The 19480-nt window shown below is 65.1% G+C and carries 12 protein-coding genes; 7 read left to right on the top strand and 5 right to left on the bottom strand.

What is annotated here, in order from left to right:
• Positions 1-354: 354 nt before the first annotated feature.
• On the bottom strand, positions 355-1686 hold the full coding sequence (locus N5C28_RS09365; RefSeq protein WP_279821896.1) for an EAL domain-containing protein: 1332 nt from the start codon (positions 1684-1686) through the stop codon (positions 355-357).
• Positions 1687-2077: 391 nt separating this feature from the next.
• Here N5C28_RS09365 and N5C28_RS09360 point away from each other — a divergent pair, with 391 nt between their 5' ends.
• The gene (locus N5C28_RS09360) at positions 2078-7972 is read left to right on the top strand and encodes a YadA-like family protein (protein WP_279821815.1); all 5895 of its coding nucleotides are present in this window, start codon (positions 2078-2080) and stop codon (positions 7970-7972) included.
• Positions 7973-8037: 65 nt separating this feature from the next.
• Here the strand turns inward: N5C28_RS09360 and N5C28_RS09355 are convergent, their stop codons facing one another.
• From N5C28_RS09355 to N5C28_RS09340, 4 genes are all read right to left on the bottom strand, one after another.
• The gene (locus N5C28_RS09355; RefSeq protein ID WP_003084988.1) at positions 8038-8196 is read right to left on the bottom strand and encodes a YqaE/Pmp3 family membrane protein; all 159 of its coding nucleotides are present in this window, start codon (positions 8194-8196) and stop codon (positions 8038-8040) included.
• Positions 8197-8303: 107 nt separating this feature from the next.
• Entirely contained in the window at positions 8304-9602 is a 1299-nt protein-coding gene (locus tag N5C28_RS09350) for a TRAP transporter large permease (protein ID WP_279821813.1), read from the bottom strand.
• Positions 9592-10068 (bottom strand): TRAP transporter small permease, encoded by a 477-nt coding sequence (locus N5C28_RS09345; protein ID WP_279821812.1) that lies wholly within the window; start codon positions 10066-10068, stop codon positions 9592-9594. The genes N5C28_RS09350 and N5C28_RS09345 overlap by 11 nt, the downstream gene beginning before the upstream one ends.
• Before the next feature lie 47 nt (positions 10069-10115).
• A complete protein-coding gene (locus N5C28_RS09340; RefSeq protein ID WP_279821810.1) occupies positions 10116-11114 on the bottom strand; it encodes a DctP family TRAP transporter solute-binding subunit in 999 nt (332 codons plus the stop codon).
• A gap of 466 nt (positions 11115-11580) precedes the next feature.
• Here N5C28_RS09340 and tyrS point away from each other — a divergent pair, with 466 nt between their 5' ends.
• The 6 genes from tyrS (at position 11581) to N5C28_RS09310 (ending at position 19370) form a co-directional block, all read left to right on the top strand.
• The gene (gene tyrS, locus N5C28_RS09335; RefSeq protein ID WP_279821809.1) at positions 11581-12858 is read left to right on the top strand and encodes a tyrosine--tRNA ligase; all 1278 of its coding nucleotides are present in this window, start codon (positions 11581-11583) and stop codon (positions 12856-12858) included.
• 116 nt (positions 12859-12974) lie between these two features.
• Positions 12975-14318, top strand: a complete 1344-nt coding sequence (locus N5C28_RS09330) for a hypothetical protein (protein ID WP_279821808.1) — start codon at positions 12975-12977, stop codon at positions 14316-14318.
• Between the two features lie 121 nt (positions 14319-14439).
• Positions 14440-16758, top strand: coding sequence for an FdhF/YdeP family oxidoreductase (locus N5C28_RS09325; RefSeq protein WP_279821807.1), 2319 nt, complete (start codon positions 14440-14442; stop codon positions 16756-16758).
• A gap of 427 nt (positions 16759-17185) precedes the next feature.
• Positions 17186-17740 (top strand): NAD(P)H-dependent oxidoreductase, encoded by a 555-nt coding sequence (locus N5C28_RS09320; protein ID WP_279821805.1) that lies wholly within the window; start codon positions 17186-17188, stop codon positions 17738-17740.
• Positions 17741-17889: 149 nt separating this feature from the next.
• Positions 17890-18480 (top strand): TetR/AcrR family transcriptional regulator, encoded by a 591-nt coding sequence (locus tag N5C28_RS09315; RefSeq protein ID WP_279821803.1) that lies wholly within the window; start codon positions 17890-17892, stop codon positions 18478-18480.
• A complete protein-coding gene (locus tag N5C28_RS09310) occupies positions 18477-19370 on the top strand; it encodes an alpha/beta fold hydrolase (protein ID WP_279821801.1) in 894 nt (297 codons plus the stop codon). Before N5C28_RS09315 ends, N5C28_RS09310 begins: the two co-directional genes overlap by 4 nt.
• Positions 19371-19480 lie beyond the last annotated feature (110 nt).

The following is a 19480-nucleotide window of genomic DNA, read 5'->3' as shown; positions in this document are numbered from 1 at the left end:
CCAGGCTGCTGGTGGTGATTGAAGACTATCTTCACCGATCCCGCCATAGAGCCAGGCTTGACAATAATGGATCCAACGCCTGGCCATCAGCCATGCAGGATCGTTTCACCGGATGAAGACTTCGCCATTCGAACAACGGGGCCGATAACGAGTCCGTTCATCTGGCCGACAACCCCTAGCTGCGAATAACCCGCAGTCATCCTGATAATCCCCAGCAATACTGAGAACTCCATCACAGACCGCGTTATCGTAGGAGTCCTAAGAACAACTTGAAATCAGACAACTCCTAGAGGCATTAAAAAATGCAAAAAAAATGCGCCATCCCTGGCGCAAAATTGAGTGAACAGTTATCCACTAACTTTTTCTGAATAGCGGCGTTACCGTTCGTGTACCTACAAGTTGCATGAAGTCACCCAGTTCCAGTGGGTGTGCAAGTGCATATCCCTGCCCTACTTCGCACCCCAGCTGATTCAAAAGGGCGATGGTGGACTCATCCTCGATACCCTCGGTCACCAGGGTCAAATTGAATAGCTTGGCCAGGGCAACCACACCGGAAATGACTTCACGCGAAGTTGCGGTTTGCCCCACGGCGCGCACGAGCGCCCCATCGATCTTCATTTCATCGAATGGCATCTGGGAAAGCAGCGCCAGGGTCGCAGCGCCCGCCCCGAAGTCATCCAGCGACACCTGAAAACCCTTCGCACGCAGCGCGGTTATCGAGGCGGACAAGGCCAGTTCATTGTCGGTCGCCACATCTTCGGTCAGCTCGATCTTCAAGCGCTTCGTCGGCAGGCCGGCCTTGTGCATCTTGGTCGCCAGTCGCGTGGCCAGGCCCGGGGCACAGAGGGTTTTGGCGGATGCATTGACGGCAACGGGGATATCGATGCCGGCCTTGTCCAGGGACACCAGGGTTTCGATCACGCTCTTTTCAATGAAGCTGAAGAGCAGCAGATCCAGGCCCAGCTGGTTGACGAGCGGAATCAGCACCGACGGCGATACGTCGCCATAGCGCGGGTGCTGCCAGCGAACGAGCGCCTCTGCGCCCACGACCCGTTGGGTCTGCAGGTGATACTGGGGCTGGTAGACGACTCGCAGCCCTGCACCCGATGCCAGGGCGCTCACCACTTCTTCCTCGTCGGGTGGCTCGGCGCTGTTGGCACAGACCACATGGGGAGGTTGGGGCGTGACATCCGCCAGGCGCTCGATCGTCGCGATCAGGCCCTCGGTGCTGCTGTCAGGCGCGATCTCGACCTGGATGCCCGAGGTGCGGGCGAGTCGTGCATGGGAGAGCAGCGCTACCCTGGATACACCGTTCAAGGTGTCCTGCCAGCCTTGGTCGAGACCCGCCGTCGCCGCCGTTGTACCGAATACATCACCCGTGTTCTGGTCGGCTGTCCAGATGACATGGGGTATACGGTGAAGTCGCCCCGCCCGGTCCAGTTCGCTCACCATGCACGGCACCATCAGGCCGTCTGCTCTGTCGGCGTGGATTTCCGCGATGATGATATCGACCGCTCGCCTGCGCAGTACCGAGGTGGCGGCTGTCAGTGTCTCGACATGCTCCACGTCAGCCACACCGAGGCGCTCGAGGCTGACCGCCATGCAGTGAGCGTAACCACCATCGCTGGCCAGAATCAGGACGCGTAGCGCGGTTAGTTTTGGGGTCTCAATGCCCTTTGTTGCCATCACGTTGGTGCTCGATGAGTTTTGTTGCGACAAAACTAATCACTACCCGCTTTTAGAAAAATAAGAATGGGACTAAAAAAGCAAAAACAAAAAAAATGGCAACGCATTGATTACCCACTAATCAGCGCACCGCCCCCCGCGTTTTTAGGAGCAGTCTTATTTTTCCAGATGGCTCCACCTCCCAGAATGCCGCCCCGTAACGTTTGCGACGCTGCCTATCGCAACCATCAAACCGCGCCAGTACATAACGCCTGCATGTGGCTCATCAAGTAGCCGACGCCTTACCAAGTATGTGCGCGCAACGCTCGGCCGTAATCGGCCAACTCAAGTCGTTAATAAAAACTCATTTATTAATGGTTCGAATAAACATGTGTTACGGGGTGAGTTAACTGTGAATACGACATTACGCGCCGCCATGCGGAGCGCCTCTATCAAATCCGCGCCAATCAATCCGATCCGCGTGTTCATTGACTCGCTTTACCGTGGCCATGAAGACCCGAGCCTCGTTCCGCACAGGGACGCAGGCGGTGAACTGCAGATGGCACAGCGGTCGTTGAGCGTGAACCTGGCATTCAACGACAACGCGGCCGAGCGCGACTCCGCCTGCAGTCGGCAGTTGCTGGTCATCACCGCTGCACCGGGCTCCGTAAAAGCCCCCCGCGCCAACGCCGCCAACGGTTCGCAGATGTTCGCCGCCCACTGGCTGGGCGCGGGCGCACAGTATTGGTCCGTTCGGCGCAGGCTCATGGCGGCGCTGCGTGCATCCTACCGGGTGCTGGGAATGAAGTCCCCGCGCGGCCTCGGCCTACTGGGCGTCGCGGCCGCAGCGGGCCTCGTCGCCGTCACGCCCGTTGCGGCTTCGGATCAGGGCATTTTCATCAACGGCTCGTCCGTCGCCAGCAGTTGCACCCACGTTCGGGCTGATCGAATCCTCCTCAACGATACCAGTGGAGAAACGGCCGCTACCCCCAGCAGAATATTGCGGCGGGACGTCTCAAACTGCGATCCAAGCAACGCGAGGACGCAGACCAACCGTGTGCTCTTCTATGGCACCGGAGGATATCAATTGCAGCCCACCTCCGGCTCGCTCTCACTGAGTCTCGGCGGCGAACTGAATGTAAACAGCGGCTTTCTCGGCCTTGGCGACCGTTCGACAGACAATGATGGGCGCAGGCGCAATAACATCCGTATCGGCGACGCAACCACTACGGTAAATACGAATACGTTCGATGCCATGGCGATTGGTATCGGGGCCTCTGCCGGAACCGAGGCTGGGATTGCTATCGGCCGTAACGCCTCAACGCCATCCGGCAATTCCCGCGCGGCCGTTGCCATTGGTGAGAGTGCAAGTGCGACCAATACCGGCGTCGCTGTTGGGTTTTCGGCCAGCGCTCCCCAAGTCGGCGTGGCCATTGGCATGTCGGCCGCGGCCGCAGGAGACCGCGGCACGGCTCTAGGGACAAACACCAGTGCCGCAGGAGAACGCGGCACGGCTCTAGGGGCAAACGCCAGTGCCGCAGGTGAGCGCGCGACATCTGTCGGTGCCTTTGCAACCTCTGGCGGGGCTGCAGCGTTCGCAGGCGGTCGCAACTCTCAGGCCTATGGGCGCCACTCCATCGCGATCGGCCGGAATGCCACTGTCGGTAATTCAAATAGCACTGCTGGTGGACGGGATGAAGTAGGAAGCGCTGGCGACTCAGGTATCGCGATCGGCTTTGGGAGCACAACCTCAGCCAACTTCGGCGTGGCGATCGGGCAAGGCGCCGTCAGCCAGCATGCCCACAGCGTCGCGCTTGGCTCCAACTCTGTGACGGGTAACGATCCGGATGTGGCAGCCGCGGTGCCTTACGGCCAGGTGACCCTCGCTGGGCAACTCTACAACTTCGCCGGGGGTAATCCGCAACACGTCGTCTCTGTCGGCTCGGAGGCAGAGCAACGCCAGATAATCAACGTCGCAGCCGGGCGGATCAGCGCTGGCAGCACCGACGCCGTCAACGGCTCGCAGCTGTTCGCCGCTTACAGCGAAATCGGTAAGGTCTCCCGGCAGGCCGGCGCGCTGGAGGCCCGGGATGCCGCTCAGCAGGCGCAGATCGACGAGCTGATTGCACGTCCCGCTGGCGGTGCCGATGTGGCCAACATCGCTCAAGCCATGGGGGTGGGGGTGACCGAGGACGGCAAGCTGGCGATGCCGGTGCTGGAACTCAACAGCCCGGGACAGGGCACAGAATACGCTGAGAACTTGCTCGGCGGCATCAAGGCACTCGATGCTGAGCTCGTCAAGCAGGACCAGGCGCTGGGTAGCCTGGCCGGTGCCGTCATTGGCCTAGCGGACGATGTGGCCAGAAACGCTGATGGCGTGCAAACCAACGCAACCGCATTGGCGACACTGGAGAGCCAGCTCGAAAAAGGCGAAATCGGCCTGGTGCAGCAGAACGCCGATACCAGGGCCATCACGGTGGCCAAGGACACAGACGGCGCCAGGGTCGATATGACGGGCACAGACGGTGTGCGCACCGTGGCCGGCCTCAAGGACGCCGCACTGACGGCCGACAGCACGGAAGCCGTGACCGGGGCGCAACTCAAAGCCACCAACGATCAGCTGGCCAGTGTGGATGGGCGCGTCACGCAGAACACCCAGGACATCGCGAAGAATGCCGGTGACATCGCGCAGAACGCGGCGGAACTTGCAAATGCCAAGGCCGCTGCTGACGCAGCCAAAGCCAGTGCTGATGCTGCCCAGGGCACCGCCAACAGCGCGTTGACCGCCGCCGGTACTGCTCAACGGGCGGCCGACGAAGCCAAGGCGGCGGCCGGTTCCGCCAGTAGCCAGCTCGCTGGCATCGGTCCTGAAGAAACCGTCATCGACCGCATCAAGGCCGTCGGCGAATCCATCGCCGCGGCCTTGGGCGGCGGCGCAACGGCGGCAGACGACGGCACGCTCGGCGCTCCGGCCTACGAGGTCGCGGCAATCAACGCCGATGGCACCGTTGCAGCCCCAACCACCCATAACAACGCGGGTGCTGCAATCTCCGCCCTGGGCGACAGCATCGGCACGGTCAACAGCCGCGTCGATGGCCTGGCTGACGACAGCCTTCTGTGGAACGAAGCACTCGGTGCATTCGACGCCAGCCATGGCGACCAGAGCACCAGCAAGATCGCCAATGTGGCGGCAGGTGTCAGCGACACCGACGCCGTCAACGTGAGCCAGCTCGACGCCGTCAGCGAAGTCGCTGATGCGGCGCAGAGCGCTGCCACTACAGCTCAAACCGCCGCAGAAGCGGCACAAGGCACCGCCACGACTGCACTGACTGCAGCCAACTCGGCTCAGGATGCCGCCGACGCTGCTCAGAGCACTGCCAACACAGCCGTCGCAGCTGCTGGTAACGCCCAGAATGCTGCTGATGCGGCGCAAGGTACCGCAGACAGTGCGCTGACTGCCGCCGGCACCGCGCAGCGCGCGGCAGACGCGGCGCAGGGCACGGCCAGTAATGCATTGACGGCGGCCAACGCGGCTCAAGGTGCTGCTGATGCTGCACAAGGCACTGCCAACACTGCATTGAGCGCTGCCAACGCCGCCCAGGGTGCAGCAGAGGCTGCCCAGGGCACCGCCAACAACGCGTTGACCGCCGCCGGTACTGCTCAACGGGCGGCCGACGAAGCCAAGGCGGCGGCCGGTTCCGCCAGTAGCCAACTGGCTGGCATCGGTCCTGAAGAAACCGTCATCGACCGCATCAAGGCCGTCGGCGAATCCATCGCCGCGGCCTTGGGCGGCGGCGCAACGGCGGCAGACGACGGCACGCTCGGCGCTCCGGCCTACGAGGTCGCGGCAATCAACGCCGATGGCACCGTTGCAGCCCCAACCACCCATAACAACGCGGGTGCTGCAATCTCCGCCCTGGGCGACAGCATCGGCACGGTCAACAGCCGCGTCGATGGCCTGGCTGACGACAGCCTTCTGTGGAACGAAGCACTCGGTGCATTCGACGCCAGCCATGGCGACCAGACCACCAGCAAGATCGCCAATGTGGCGGCAGGTGTCAGCGACACCGACGCTGTCAACGTGAGCCAGCTCGAAGCTGTCGGCGAAGTCGCTGATGCGGCGCAAAGCGCAGCGGTCGCCGCGCAAGGCACCGCCAATACCGCACTGGCCGCTGCCAACACTGCCCAGGGTGCCGCTGACGCGGCACAAGGCACTGCCGACAACGCCGTCACTACGGCCGGCAACGCTCAGGACGCAGCCGATGCCGCGCAAGGCACCGCCAACGCTGCACTGACCGCTGCCAACACTGCCCAGGGCACCGCTGACGCCGCTCAAGGAACTGCCAACAGCGCCGTTATTGCAGCCAGCACGGCTCAGGATGCAGCCGATGCTGCGCAGGGCACCGCGAACACTGCGCTGGCAGCTGCCAACGCCGCCCAAGGTACGGCAGACACAGCACAGAACACCGCCGACACTGCACTGACCGCTGCCAACACCGCTCACGGTGCCGCTGAGGCAGCTCAAGGCACCGCCAACAACGCCATCACTGCCGCCAGTACCGCCCAGAATGCTGCCGATGCCGCGCAAGGCACGGCCGATAGCGCCAAGGCTGCCTCGGATATCGCAGCGCGCCAGCTCAATGGGTTGGCTCCGGAAGAAACCGTCGTCGGTCGTATCAGGCAGGCGGTCACGGACGCAAGCCAATCCATGGGCGATTTCATCGCGCACGCATTGGGTGGAGGCTCCACGGTGGACGAAACCGGCCAGCCCTCTGCGCTAGCCTATGCCATCAGCCATATTGCCGAGGACGGCAGTACGCAGCCCTCCCAGCAGCCGCTCGACAACGTGGGCGATGCACTGTCCGCGCTGGACGCCAACGTGGGCAGGGTCAACGACACCGTCCAGAGCCAGGGCGTGGCGCTGCAGCAAGTCGGGCAGGCCGTTCAGGGGCTGCGCGACGACAGCTTGCTGTGGGATGAGTCCGCCGGCGGTTTCAGTGCCAGCCACGGCGAGCAACCGAACAACCGCATCGTCAACCTGGCGGCCGGTGAGGCAGCAACCGATGCGGTCAACAAAGGCCAGCTGGACCAGGTGGCCAGCACCGCTGACCAGGCCAAGGACGCCAGCGACACACACACCCGTCAACTGGCCGGGATTGCCGCTGGCGAAACGGTTGCCGCGCGTATCGCCGAAGCCGAGAAAGCAGCCAAGCAGGCCCTTGCCGACAGCCTGGGCGGTGGCGCCACCGTCAATGACGATGGCACGGTGACCGGGCCGGCCTATACGCTCCACACCGTCGGCCCCGATGGCCGGGCCACACCCGGCGCCGCCCCCGTTGGTAACGTCGGCAGCGCTATCGAGCAACTGGACGACAACATCGCCGCCGTCAGCAACAACGTGAACACCGTGGCAGCGGATGTCGGCACCATGCGCGATCAGCTGGACGCCGGTGAGCTGGGCCTGGTTCGCCAGGACCCGACCACCCGCGACATCACGCTGGCGAAGGACAAGGACGGCACGCGGGTTGACCTGAACGGCACCAGCGGCCCCCGCACCCTGGCCGGTTTGAAAGACGGCGCGGTCAACGAAACCAGCACCGAAGCCGTGACTGGCGCGCAGCTCAATACCGTGGCGCAGCGGGTCGACGAGGTGGGCAAACGCACCGCGGGCATCGCCACCGACACCAAGGGTGATGGCAGCGACCTGCCTACCGTGGCCCCGGGCAGCCAAGCCGTCGCGGCGGGCGCCAATGCCGTCGCCACCGGCACGAACGCCGTGGCATCCGGTGCCGGTTCGGCGGCTCAGGGCGCCGGCAGCGTCGCCATCGGCGGCAACGCCAAGGCGTCGGCGGACAACAGCGTCGCCCTTGGTGCCGGGTCTGAAGCCAGCCGCCCCAACACCGTCTCGGTGGGCAGCGCGGGTGCCGAGCGCCAGGTCACCAACGTGGCAGAGGCAACCCAGGGCACGGACGCGGTCAACCTGAACCAGGCACGCCAGATATCCCAACAGTCGGCAGGACGCGTATTGCAGGACGCCAACGCCTACACCGACCGCCAGATCGGGCAACTTCGCCAGGACACCTACTCCGGTATCGCGTCGGCAATGGCCATGGCCGCGTTGCCGACCGCGTCGTCGCCAGGCCGTTCGATGCTGGCGATGGGCACCTCGGTGTACCAAGGGCAATCGGCCCTGGCCATCGGCCTCTCCGGCCGCTCGGAAGACGGCACCTGGACCTACAGAGCCTCGGGTTCCGGCAACGCACAAGGCAACATCGGCCTGTCGCTCGGTGTGGGCTACGAGTGGTAGAACCGCGATAGCCACCCACAAAAAAGCCGCGCAATGACGCGGCTTTCTGTTGCGCTGAATCCCGCTCAGCGCTTGGCGATGATGTACACCGCATGGACGATCCCCGGGATGTAGCCCAGCAGGGTCAACAGAATGTTCAGCCAGAAGGCGCCCCCGAAACCGACTTGCAGGAAGACGCCCAGCGGCGGCAAGAGGATGGCGATCAGAATGCGGATCAGGTCCATGGAATCAACTCCTTGTCAGTGGCCCTTGCGGGCGGCTCCTGATAATCGACCTGACCATGGCCCGATGGTTCCGGAACCGGGCGCCGAGGTTCACGGCGCCCGGGACATCACTCTACGCTGTAACCCAGTTTACGTGGCAACCACAGGGCGATCTCCGGAAAGACAGCGACCAGCACCAGCGCTGCCCCCATGACCACGACGAACAAAAAGGCCCAGCCGATGGTCTGCTCCAGGCGAATCTTCGCGACTTCGGTGGTGACCATCAGGTTGATCGCCACCGGCGGCGTGAACTGGCCGATGGCAATGTTCATCGCCAGGAGAATGCCGAACCACACGGGGTTCCAGCCAAAGTGCTGCATCACCGGGATCAGGATCGGCATCAGGATCAGGTAGATGGAAATGGCATCCAGCAGCATGCCGGCCAGCAGAACCGCGACCATCACCAGGCCCAGCAGTACCCAGCCGTTGTCCGACAGCGAGATCAACCATTCGGCCATGTGCCGGAACGTGCCGAGCAGGGTGCCGGCCCAGGCGAAGATACCGGCCAGCGCGATGATCAGCATCACCACACCGGAAATGATCGCCGCCTCGCCACACAGTTTCCACAGGCTGCGCCAGTCCAGCTCACGGGTCAGGAACAGCCCCACCGCCACGCCATAAGCCACCCCTGCCACCGCGGCCTCGGTGGGCGTGAACAGCCCGCTGCGCAAGCCGCCGAGAATCAGCACCGGAGCGAACAGTGCCGGCAGCGCCTGCTTGAAGCTGGGCCACAACGGCGGGCGTTCGGCTCCCTCTGGCGACTCCCAGCCATAGCGACGCGACAGCAGCCAGACCGGCAGCAACAGCACGGCGCCCGCCAGGATGCCGGGGAACAACCCGGCAGCGAATAGCGCCCGCAGATCGACCCCCGGTACCACGATGGAGTACAGAATGAGGGCGATCGAGGGTGGAATCAGGATGGCCGTGGAGGCCGACGCGGCGATCAGCGTGGCGGAAAACGGCTTGGGGTAGCCGGCCTTGGTCATGCTCGGCAGCATCACCATGGCGACCGCGGCCGCATCGGCAGGACCGGAGCCGCTCATGCCGCCCATGATCAGGCAGACCAGCACCGCGACCATCGCCAGGCCACCATGGCGCGGGCCGATCAGCGCCTGGGCGAAACGCACCAGGCGCAGGGCCACGCCGGCCTTTTCGAACACCAGCCCGGTGAGGATGAACAGCGGAATGGCAATCAGCGGGTACTTGGCCACGCCGTTGTAGGTGTTGGTACCCAGCGTGGCGAGCATATCGGGAGACAGGCCGACGAGAATGCCGATGGCACCGGACAAACCAAGGGCAAAGGCCACCGGAACGCCGAGCAGCAGGAGCGCCAGGAAGCTGACGATCAACCAGACATCAGGACTCATCGCCGGCCTCCCCACGCAGCCGGTCCAGGGTCATCTGGCTCAGGCGCACGAGCATCAACACGCTGAGCAGCGGCAACCAGACCACATACCACCAGTTCGGCAGCCCCAGGCCCGGCGACTCCGATTGCCACTGGTACTCCTCCCAGGCGAATTGCCCCCCGAACCAGAGGATCAGCCCGAGCACCAGCACGCCGGCCAGCCACTGCAGAATGATCAGCGGGGTGCGCAGGGACGGGAACAGGCGCTCGAGAAACCCGATGCGAATATGCCGGTTGCGCCGCAGCGCCACGGAGGCACCGCCAAAGGTCAGCACGACCAGCAGAAATACCGAGATTTCTTCGGTGAAGGCGAATGACGCATCGGTGAAATAACGCACCACGACGTTGGCCAGGCTGATCAGGCTGATGATCACCAGGGCCAGGGTGGCCAGTACGCGCTCGATGGGCGCGTCCGTTTGTTTGTTCATGGCTTCCTCGAAACCGGCGGGAGCCGCACGGGCTCCCGGGCGGCGGGTCAGGGTTTGGCGATGGTGTTGCGGGCAGCATCGAGCAGTTCGTCACCGACCTTGGAAGCCCACTTTTCATGCACGCTCTGGGTCGCGTCGACGAACGCCTGACGCTCGGCGTCGCTCAACTCGACGACCTCGACACCACGGCTGCGGATGTCCGCCAGACGCTGTGCCTGCTGACCGCGGGACAGTTCGATTTCCCATTTCCCGGCGTCGATGGCCGCCTGTTCGAGCAGTTCGCGGTCAGCCTCCGGCAAGGTCTTCCAGACGCGCTGGTTGACCGCGAAGATCAACGGGTCGGCCATGTAGTGCCACAGCGTCAGGTATTTCTGCCCCACCTGATCGACCCGCGCCACGTCGAATACCGAGATCGGGTTCTCCTGGCCATCCACCGCGCCAGTGGTCAGCGCTGGCTTGGCGTCGGCCCAGCTCATTTGCGTGGGGTTGGCCCCCAGCGCATTGAAGGTGTCCTGGAACAGCGGCGAGCCGACCACGCGGATCTTCAACCCCTTCAGGTCGGCGGGCGTGCGCACCGGTTTGGCCGAGTTGGACAGCTCGCGAAATCCGTTCTCGCCCCAGGCCAGCGGCATGATTCCACGCTGTTCGATGGCGGCGAAGGCCAGCTTGCCCGCCTCCCCCTGCGTGATGGCGTCCAGGTCAGCGTTATCGCGCATCAGGAACGGCATGGAAAACAGGTTCAGTTCCGGCACCTGCGGCGACCAGTTGATGGTCGAGCCGACGGCCATGTCGATCAGGCCGGAGCGCATGGCGGAAAACTCCTTGGTCTGATCGCCCGCCACCAGTTGCGCATTGGGGTAGACCCGCAGGGTGATGCGCCCTTCGGAGCGTTCGTTGACCAGATCGGCCCACTTCTGCGCAGCCTGCCCCCAAGGGAAGGCATCCGACAACACGGTGGAAACGGAATATTCGCGTGCCTGCGCCGCGAAACTGGCGCCGAACGCGGCAGTGACCGCCAGGGCGGTGAAGAATCGGTTGAGTTTCATGGGGCGTCCTTTATTGGATCGTGGTCGTTCTAATTGTTGTGCACGCACGAAACCGGCAGAGGCCGGGGCGGCAGATCCAGCGGCGAGCGGATGATTCGCCTGGGGGTGCCGGGTAGGCACGCGGGGGGACACAAGGTGTCGTGACTGCCACGTTTGTCTTTTGGACAGGTAGCAGGTGCTTCGCGGGTGACGCTTAGCCTGGCAACTATCTCAGAAGCCTGACGCGCACGCCATTCGCGAAAAGCATGATCCGCCAGTCGGCCGGCGTGTTGACTTGCCGGCAACAGCCAGTAGAGTGCTGCGCCATGCAACGTCATATCACCCCCATCGCCGCGTTCTATTACCGCCTGCCCCCTTTCACCAGGCGGTAGATGCGTTGTTGCATGTCCGATCCGCCTGAGGCGGCTCGGTCACACCTCCCAAACTCCCGGTCTCCTCAGGCTATTTGCCCTTACAGGAGACCGTTATGCCCGCTACATCCCCCGATCTGCTCGACCAGCTCGATGCCCGTGGCTTCGTGCACCAGTGCACCGACCTCGATGGCCTGCGCCAGACGCTGAGCCAGGGCCCCATTACCTTTTACCTCGGCTTCGATGCCACCGCCGACAGCCTGCACGTTGGCCACCTGCAGGCGCTGATGCTGATGCGCCACCTGCAGCGCGCCGGGCACAAGCCGATCCTGCTGATTGGCGGGGCCACCACGCGCATCGGTGACCCCAGCTTCCGCGACAGCAGCCGCCCCGTGCTCACCGAGGCGCAGATCCAACACAACATCGCCGGCATCACCGGCTGCTTCGCCCGCTACATCCACATGGGCGACGGCCCGAGCGACGGCCTGGTGGTGGACAACGCCGACTGGCTGGACGGCGTCGGCTACCTGCAGTTTCTCAACGAGGTCGGCCGGCACTTTTCCATCAACCGCCTGCTGACCTTCGACGCCGTGCGCAACCGCCTGGACCGCGAGCATTCGCTGAGCTTCCAGGAGTTCGGCTACACCCTGCTGCAGGCCCACGATTTCACCGAACTGGCGCGCCGCCATAACTGCACCCTGCAGCTGGGTGGGGCCGACCAGTGGGCCAACATCATCAACGGCGTGGAACTGAGCCGGCGCCAGGGCGGCAAGCCGCTGTTCGGCCTGACCATGCCGCTGCTGACCACGCGCGACGGGCGCAAGATGGGCAAGTCGGCCCAGGGCGCGGTGTGGCTCAACGGTGACAAGCTCTCGCCCTACGACTTCTGGCAGTTCTGGCGCAACTGCGACGACGCCGATGTCGGCCGCTTCCTGGCGCTGTTCAGCGAACTGCCGCTGGACGAGGTGGCGAGGCTCGCCGCCCTGCAAGGCGCGGCGTTGAACCAGGCGAAAATCGTGCTGGCCAACGCGGCCACCGCCCTGGCCCATGGCGAAGACGCGGCACAGGCAGCAGCCCGCGCCGCCGCCGAGCTGTTCGCGGGCAAGGGCGATGACGCCGAGCTGCCGGCGCTGGAGATCGACCCCGAGCGCCTGGGCCACGGCCTGAGCCTGATGACGGTGCTGCTGGAGGCAGGCCTGCAACCGTCACGCGGTGCTGTGCGGCGTCTGGTCGAAGGCGGCGGCCTGCGCCTGAACGGCGAGACGCTGAGCGACGCCGATCTGCCGCTGCAGGCCGAGCACCTGGGCGCCCGGGTCAGCTTGGGCAAGAAGCGCCATTTCCAGCTTCAGGCACACAGCGGCGCGCACGCCCGAATGTCGACCGGCGCAGAGTAAAGGGCACTACGGGGCCCGGTAACGGAGCCCCGTCACGTTCCACGGAAAAAACGTTGCTCGGAACCCGGGCGGCGGGCATGGTGCGTCGTTCATCCCATGAACAAGGACCGTTGACGATGAGTGCATTCACTCAAACCCCGCCGCTCGTTTTCTGCTCGCACCCTGTCGAGAACCTGCCCTTTGGCGCCTGGAGCGACCTGACCCTGGAGATCGACGGCCAGGCCGAAACCCACGAGGCGCTTTTGAGCTTCGCCGGATTCCTGGTGCGCCAGGCGCTGGCCGACCAGAATCCCGAGCGGGTCAGGAGCGCGGCGGATGTCGAGTCACTGCTGTACGGGCTCAAGGCCCACGTGCAGATCACCTCCGGCGGCAGCATGACGGTGGGCGATGAGCAGCCCGACGATACCCTGACCGAGAACGTGGTGGTGCCAGGCGTGGCGATCGGCAACCTGTTGCTGGCCGCCAACGAGCCGGGGCAGGTCGGGGTCGAGCAGCTCCATGAACGCCTGCAACCGTCGAATGCCATGGCGCGGTCGCACGAAGACCTGAAAAACGCCGGGCTGGATAGGCCGATGCAGGTCATCAGCGCCCTGCTGCCCAGCCTGAAGATCGATCTGCAACCCCCTTTTCGCGATGTCCAGCACCTGGTGTACCCCAGCAAGCTGGAAGCGTTCAGGGCCCAGCAGGCGCTCAATGAACTGGCAGGCATTCCCGTCGAACGCTGCGAACTGGTGCTGGGCGAGCAGCCATTGGCCGACGACCAACCCGCCTACCCGCTCGCCTACGACATGCTGTCGCTGATGCTGCTGAGCCTGCGCCAGCGCGCCCTGGACGCGGGCGAGCCCGACCTGGCCGCCCGCCAGGACGAATGGACGCATCTGCGCCTGGTGGTCGGCGCCGAAGTGACCAGCACCTCGGAGTTTCTGTTGAATCCGGAAACCTACCTGCCCGCCCTCGGCCAGCCGGTACGCGGCATCCGCATCGCAGGCGCCCTGAGTGTGCTGGTACCGGAAAACCAGGACCTAAAAGCCGCCGAGCAGCTTTGGGACGCACTGGCCGACGAGGCTGCCAGGACGGCCTGGCAGGACGCCCTCGCCGGTACGACGGACATGAGCCATGCCCTGATGGTCAGCCTGAACGTCTGCGTGCGACTGGACGTCATGGCCCTCGACGGCGAGCAGCGCCCGCAGGTGCTGGAGAGCCATTTCGATCGTGATGTCATCAGCGAGCAGCCCGCTGTCGACAGCCCGCAACCCGAAGCACCTGCGGCGCGCCTCGAACCTCAGACGCCGGCGATGCCCGAGCCTGTGCCGGCCTTGTCCCCCACCGCCTCGACTGAGCCGACCAGCCAACCGCACGCCGCCCCTGCAACGGCAACCGGTCCTGCCATGCGCCGCGGGCTGTTGCTGCTCGCGGTAATCGCCTGCGCACTGGTCGCCGGCCTGCTGCTTCGCGGCTGACCCACCCCGTGCACCGCCCCGGCGCGCACAGCCGGGGCATCTCCTGCCACGTCGGGCAATTGACCTGAACCATGTCCGCCCCCCTCCGTCGTAATAGCAAGACGAGCCAGGGAGACGGACCATGACGCAGAAATTCAAGCCGTATCGCGGCGCCTCGGGAGGCTGGGGTTCGGCCTATTCGGTGGGCAACATCCTGCTGCGCGAGCGCACGCCCTTTGTCGGCGCCCACGCCCTGCTCAAGCAGAACAGGCCCATCGAGGGTTTTGCCTGCGTCAGTTGCGCCTGGGCCAAACCGCACCCCTCCAAGCCCCTGGCCTTCTGCGAGAACGGCGCCAAGGCCACCGCCTGGGAAACCACCAGCCTGCGCTGCACGCCGGAGTTCTTCGCCCGGCACCGCTTGAGCGAGTTGCGCAACTGGAGCGATTACGACCTGGAACAACAGGGCCGGTTGACCCACCCGTTACGCTGGGACGCGGACAGCGACCGCTACCTGCCGGTCACCTGGGAAGAGGCCATCGCCGAGATCGCCGCCGAGCTCAAGGCCCTGGAGCACCCCGACGAAGCCGTGTTCTATGCCTCCGGGCGAGCCTCGCTGGAGGCCTCTTACCTGTGGCAACTGCTGGCCCGGATGTACGGCACCAACAACCTGCCGGACAGCTCCAACATGTGCCACGAAAGCACCTCGGTGGCGCTGCCAGAAAGCATTGGCGTGCCGGTCGGCACCGTGACCCTCAACGACTTCGCCCACGCCGACGGCCTGATGATCTTCGGCCACAACACCAGCAGCAACAGCCCGCGCCTGCTGCACGAGCTGGAGGCTGCACGCGAACGCGGCGCGCCGATCCTGACCTTCAACCCGTTGCGCGAGCGGGGCCTGGAACGCTTCACCGACCCGCAGTCGCCCACGCAGATGCTCACCGGCAGCTCCATCGTCATCAGCACCCATTACCACCAGGTCGCCATCGGCGGCGACGTGGCGGCCATCGCCGGTATCTGCAAGGCGTTGCTGGCCCTGGACGATGCCGCGATTGAGGCAGGCACCGCGCGGGTGCTGGACTCCGCGTTCATCGCCCAGCACACCCAGGGCTTCGACGCCTTCGAACAGGAAATCCGCGGCTACGCCTGGGAAACCCTGGAGCGCCGCAGCGGCCTGACCCGCGGCGCCATGGAGGCGGCGGCCACGGTATATGCCAGCCGCGAGCGGGTGATCGCCATCTACGGCATGGGCCTGACCCAGCACCGTCACGGCGTGCTCAACGTGCAGATGCTGGTCAACCTGCTGCTGGCGCGCGGCAACATCGGCAAGGAAGGCGCCGGTATCTGCCCGGTGCGCGGCCACTCCAACGTGCAGGGCCAGCGCACCGTGGGCATCACCGAGAAGGTCGAGATGGTGCCGGTGGACACACTGCGTGAGCAGTTCGGTTTCGAGGTGCCGCCCAAGGATGGTGTCAGTACGGTGGACGCCTGCGAAGGCATCATCGCCGGGCGCATCAAGGCGTTCGTCTCGCTCGGCGGCAACTTCGTCCGCGCCGCGCCGGACACCGGCCAGTTGGAGCCGGCCTGGAGCAAGCTGCGATTGACCGTGCAGATCGTCACCAAGCTCAACCGCAGCACCCTGGTGCATGGCCAGAAGGCCTACATCCTGCCCTGCCTGGGCCGCACGGAGATCGACACCCAGGCCAGCGGCGAGCAGCAGCACACCACCGAGGACAGCACCGCCTGCATCCGCGCCTGGCGCGGGGTGGCCAAGCCCGCCGGCGAGCTGCTGCGCTCGGAACCGGCGATCATCGCCGCCCTGGCCAAAGCCCTGCTGCCCGCCAACCCGCGTATCGACTGGGACGCCTGGGTCGCCGACTACGGCCTGATTCGCGACGCCATCGCCACCACCTACCCGGACATCTTCCATGACTTCAACGTGCGCATGCTCGAACCCGGCGGTTTTCACAAACCGCTCGGCGCCAGCCAGCGCCAATGGGAGACACCCAGCGGCAAGGCCCAGTTCATCGTGCCCGGCACCCTGGCGGTGAACGACGACGTCGAGCAAAGCCCGGAGCGCCGCGAAGTGCTGAACCTGATGACGATCCGCAGCAACGACCAGTTCAACACCACGGTGTACGGCGACAACGACCGTTTCCGCGGCATCTACGGCACCCGCTCGGTGATCCTCCTGCACCGCAACGACATGGCGCGGCTGTCCCTGGATGAAGGCGACCAGGTGCAGGTGAGCACCGCCGTGGACGACGGCATCCACCGCTCGGTGGGGCCGCTGCGCGTGACGCCGTACGACATCCCCGAAGGCTGCTGCGCCGGCTACTACCCCGAGTGCAATGCCCTGGTGCCACTCTGGCACCACGAGGAAAAAGCCAAGGTGCCGGCGGCCAAATCGATCCCGGTGACCCTGCGCCGGGTAATCGCCGTGACGGGGAACGGCAACCCGTAGGGTGGATCACCCATCAGGCACCGCGATTGGCCGCCGGGTGGTGGAAATGAAGAGCGATTTCCACCCTACAGATGCCCAAAACCACCGCCGACCGTAGGGTGGATCACGCTTCACCGATCCGCCATCAGGCACCGCGCTGACCGCTAGGTGGTGGAAATGAAGATCGATTTCCACCCTGCATGTGCCCAAAACCACCGCCGGCCGTAGGGTGGATCACGCTTCATCGATCCACCATCAGGCACCGCGTTGGCCGCCGGGTGGTGGAAATAAAAAGCGATTTCCACCCTACGCTGTGCCTGCCCCGATTCGGGTCGACGGCCTGCGTCGCCTGTGCGAACAAATAGAGGCGCATCTTGTACGACAACCTACCGGGCGCCCGTCTATAGTCAGACCCTCATCCTTTCTTCCGTCCCCGCAAGGAGTCTTCATGAGCAAGGTTTACAACGTCGCCGTCCTGGTCGGCAGCCTGCGCAAGGCCTCGATCAACCGCAAACTGGCCCTGGCCCTGGCCGACCTCGCGCCGCCGTCGCTGAAGCTGGAGATCGTCGAGATCGGCGACCTGCCGCTGTACAACGAAGACATCGACGTCGAGCCGGCTCCGGCCGCCTACACCGCCTTCCGCAGCAAAGTGAAGGCGGCCGACGCGCTGCTGTTCCTTACCCCGGAATACAACCGCTCGATCGCGGCACCGATGAAGAACGCCATCGACGTGGGGTCCCGCCCTTACGGCCAGAGCGCGTTCAGCGGCAAACCCGGTGCGGTGATCAGCGCCTCGCCCGGCGCGGTCGGCGGCTTCGGTGCCAACCATCACCTGCGCCAGACCATGGTGTTCCTCGACGTCGCCATGCTGCAGCAGCCGGAAGCCTACCTAGGCGGCGCCGGCAGCTTCTTCGACGAGAACGGCAACCTGAGCGACAGCATCAAGCCCTTCCTGCAGAAATTCATCGCCGCCTACGCCGGCTGGGTCGAGCGCCACGCCTGATCCCTCTCGCCCCGCTGGTTCGGTGCCCTGCGCCGGGCCAGCCGGGTACTTCGCCTCTCCCCCGTTCTGATTCATGAGCCGCCATCGCCCCGGTGAATGGCCAGACAATTCGCTTGCCAGCCCTAGACCGACCGGTCTATATAGTCTCCATGAACACGACCTCTACCCGCGATCGACTGATCGACGCCATGGCCGATGCGCTCCAGCGCAAGGGCCTGCACGGTGTCGGCCTGAGCGAACTGCTGAGCACTGCCGGGGCGCCGAAAGGCAGCCTCTATCACCATTTTCCTGACGGCAAGACCGAGCTGGCGGTCGCGGCCATCGACCGCATCAGCGAGCGCATCGACGGCATGTTCGCCCACCTGTTCAGCCGCCACGACGACCCGCTGCTGGCCCTGCAGCAGTGGTTGAACGGTGCACTGCAACAACTGGAAAACAGCCGCTTCGAACGGGGTTGCCCGCTGGCCACCGTGGCTCTGGAAAGCGGCCCGGACGACGTGGCGATCCGCCAGGCCCTGGACCGCAGCTTCGCCACGGTGCGCCGCGCACTGGCCGAACAACTGCATCGCCACGGCCATGCCCGCGAGGCGGCCGAGAACCTCGCCGCCCTGTTCGTTGCCCTGTACGAAGGCGGCCTGTTGCAAGCCCGCGTGGCCGGCAGCAACGAGCCGCTGAAACGGGCCGCCGACGCCCTGTTCACCCTGACCCGGCAGCAAGAACCGGGAGGAGCACGTCCATGATCGATGACACCCAGCCGGTGAACGCCGAGCGCCTGACGCTCACCGCCCGCGATGGTTATCCGTTGCAGGCCACCCTCTACCACGCCGCCGATCCCCAGGCGCACCTGATCGTCGCCGGCGCCACCGGCGTGCCCCAGGGCTTCTACCGGCGCTTCGCCGAGTACGCGGCGCGTCGTGGCTTCAGCACCCTGACCCTCGACTACCGCGGCATCGGCCTGTCGAAACCGGCCAGCCTGCGCGGCTTCGAGATGAACTACCTGGACTGGGCCCACCATGATCTGGCTGCTGCGGTGGACCTGCACCAGCACCCCAGGCGTCCGCTGTTCATGGTCGGCCACTCGTTCGGCGGCCACGCCTTCGGCCTGCTGCCCAACCATGACCGGGTGCAGGGCTTCTACACCTTCGGCACCGGCGCCGGCTGGCACGGCTGGATGCCCAAGCTGGAGCAGGTCCGGGTACTGGCCATGTGGCGGGTGATCGGCCCACTGATGACGCGCTACAAGGGCTACCTGGCCTGGAGCAAGCTGGGCATGGGCGAAGACCTGCCGCTGGGCGTGTACACCCACTGGAAGCACTGGTGCCGTTTTCCCCGCTACTTCTTCGACGACCCGCAGATGCCGGGCCTGGCCGAGCGCTTCGCCCGGGTGAGCACGCCGATCATCGCCGCCAACGCCATCGATGACCTGTGGGCGCCGCCGCCATCGCGCGACGCCTTCATGGCTGCCTACCGCGAGGCGCCCTATCAGGCACGCACCATCGAGCACGCCGAAGGCCTGGGGCCGATCGGCCACATGGGCTACTTCCGCACGGCAGCGCAGCCATTGTGGGACGAAGTGCTGGACTGGTTCGGCCAGTTGGATGTGGACACCCGGCTCAGCGCGGCTGGCTAAACCTGTCGCGGCTGAAGCCCTCCCACAAGGCCGGCCAGCCATTCTTCATCGCTGAAGTGCCTTCCACGATCGTGGAGGGGCTTTAGCCGCGATACCCCCGATCAGAAGCT

This window comes from Pseudomonas sp. GD03944, from assembly GCF_029839275.1.
Taxonomy (GTDB): Bacteria; Pseudomonadota; Gammaproteobacteria; order Pseudomonadales; family Pseudomonadaceae; genus Aquipseudomonas.
The sequence above is the reverse complement of the archived record's forward strand: the minus strand, read 5'-3'. Positions and strand labels throughout refer to the sequence as shown.